Annotated in this window: 1 protein-coding gene and 2 pseudogenes; 1 reads left to right on the forward strand and 2 read right to left on the reverse strand. The window is 74.6% G+C overall.

Translation table 11 applies throughout. The features are described 5' to 3' along the window. Together AC1MIR_RS24770 and AC1MIR_RS24775 are read right to left on the reverse strand one after the other, a co-directional pair. A pseudogene (locus tag AC1MIR_RS24770) lies at positions 1–452 on the reverse strand (alpha-ketoacid dehydrogenase subunit beta); the annotation flags it as partial. A 1-nt stretch (position 453) separates the two neighbouring features. Further along, positions 454–1,437, reverse strand: coding sequence for a thiamine pyrophosphate-dependent dehydrogenase E1 component subunit alpha (locus AC1MIR_RS24775; protein WP_480030842.1), 984 nt, complete (start codon positions 1,435–1,437; stop codon positions 454–456). A 95-nt stretch (positions 1,438–1,532) separates the two neighbouring features. Between AC1MIR_RS24775 and AC1MIR_RS24780 the strand changes: the two are divergent. Beyond that, positions 1,533–1,996 (forward strand): annotated as a pseudogene (locus AC1MIR_RS24780) (hypothetical protein); the annotation flags it as partial.

A 1,996-nucleotide genomic window follows, 5' to 3' on the forward strand; every position in this document is an offset into this window, starting at 1 on the left:
GGGGGCGCGGCGGCCCCGCCCCCCCCCACGCCCGGGATGTGGGTGAACCAGCTCTCCAGCGTCTGCGAATGCTGCGCGGCGGAGTTGCGCCAGATGCCGTGCGGCATGCGCACCACCACGGCGGGCCGCGCCTGGCCGCCGAACATGTAGCGGATCTTGGCGATCTGGTTCACCAGCTCGTCCATCGCGCACATCACGAAGTCGAAGATCCGCATCTCGATGATCGGGCGCGTGCCGACCAGCGCGGCGCCGAGGCCCGCGCCCATGATCGTCGACTCGCTGATCGGCGTGGAGACGACGCGCTCGGCGCCGAATTCCTCGAGGAATCCGCGGTACTGGCCGAACAGACCGCCGCGGGCGACGTCCTCGCCCAGCACCCAGACGCGCGGGTCGCGCCGCATCTCCTGCAGGGCCGCCAGCCGCGCGGCCTCCACCAGGGTCACCTCGGCCATGTCAGACGGCCTCCTGCACGGCGCCGGAATCCTGCACATCCTCCCACGCGGTCGCCGGATCGGGCCAGGGGGCGGCGAGGGCGTCGGCGCGGGCCTGGGACATCTCGGCCCGCGCCTCGCCCTCGATGACGTCGAGCGCCTTCGCGCCGGCGCCTTCCTCCAGCAGGCGCGCGCGCAGGCGCAGGATGGGCTCATGCGTGCGCGCGGCCTCCACCTCGCCGGCCTCGCGCCAGGCAGCGGGGTCGGTGCTGGTATGGCCCATCAGACGGAAGGTCGTGGCGTGCAGAAGGCGCGGGCCGGCGCCGCCGCGCACCTCGGCCACTAGGCGCGCGGCCGCGTCGTCCACCGCCGCGGCGTCGTTGCCGTCCACTGTCGTGCAGGGGACGCCGAACGCCTCCGCCCGGGCGGCGATCCCGGGGCCGGCGGTGACGCTCTCGGAGCGCGTGAAGGCGGCGACGCCGTTGTCCTCGCAGACGAAGAGCACCGGCAGGCGATACAGTGCCGCCCAGTTCAACCCCTCGAGGAAGGGGCCGCGATTGATCGCGCCGTCGCCGAAGAAGCAGCAGACGATGGCGGAGGAGCCGAGCAGCCGGAGGCCCTGCGCCGCGCCGACCGCGATCGGGATGCCGCCCGCCACCACGCCATTGGCGCCGAGCATGCCGACCGAGAAATCGGCGATGTGCATGGAGCCGCCCTTGCCGCGGCAATGGCCGCCGGCGCGGCCGAACAGCTCTTCCATCATGCCGGCCACGCCCGCCCCCTTGGCCAGCGCGTGGCCATGCCCGCGATGGTTGGAGGTGATGCGGTCGTCCGTTCGCAAGTTCATGCAGATGCCGGCCGCCACCGCCTCCTGCCCGATGGAGACATGCAGCGGCCCCGGGATCTCGCCCGCGCGATGGGCCGCGAGCGCCGTCTCCTCGAAGGCGCGGATGCGGCACATGGTGGCGTAGAGCGCCAGCAGCCTCGCCCGGTTGTCGCTGCTCATCCTGCCTGGCGCTCCCCTGCAACCTCGCCCCTCTTGCCGGGGGCTTGCGGAGCATGCGGCAGCGGGCGAAGGAATCAAGACGGGGAGGAGCCGCAATGCGCAAGGACGCGCTGGTGCTGGACAGCGTGACGCACCTGCCGGCCGATGCGGCGGGGCGCGTCGCGCTCTGCGCCAGCCATGGCGGGGTGTATGCCGCCTGGTATGCCGCGCGGCGCGGCGTCGGCGCGCTCATCCTGCACGATGCCGGCGTCGGCCGGGAGCGGGCCGGGATCGGCGGCCTGGACTGGCTGACCGCGCGCGGCGTGCCCGGCGCCGCCATCGGCCATTCCAGCGCCCGCATCGGGGATGGGGAGGACATGCTGGCGCGCGGCCGGCTTTCCTTCGTCAACGCGCCGGCCGCGGCGCTCCGCCTGGAGCCCGGCATGGCGGCGGCAGAGGCGCTGGGCATCCTCGCCGATGCCGGCCTGCCGGCCGCCGGCGCCGGCGGCGAGATGGGCGAGGCGCGGCGCGAGATCGCGGGCGCCGGGCGCAAGGGCGGGCGCGGGGTGGCGCGGGCGTG

The organism is Falsiroseomonas sp. RANM36, assembly GCF_056682175.1.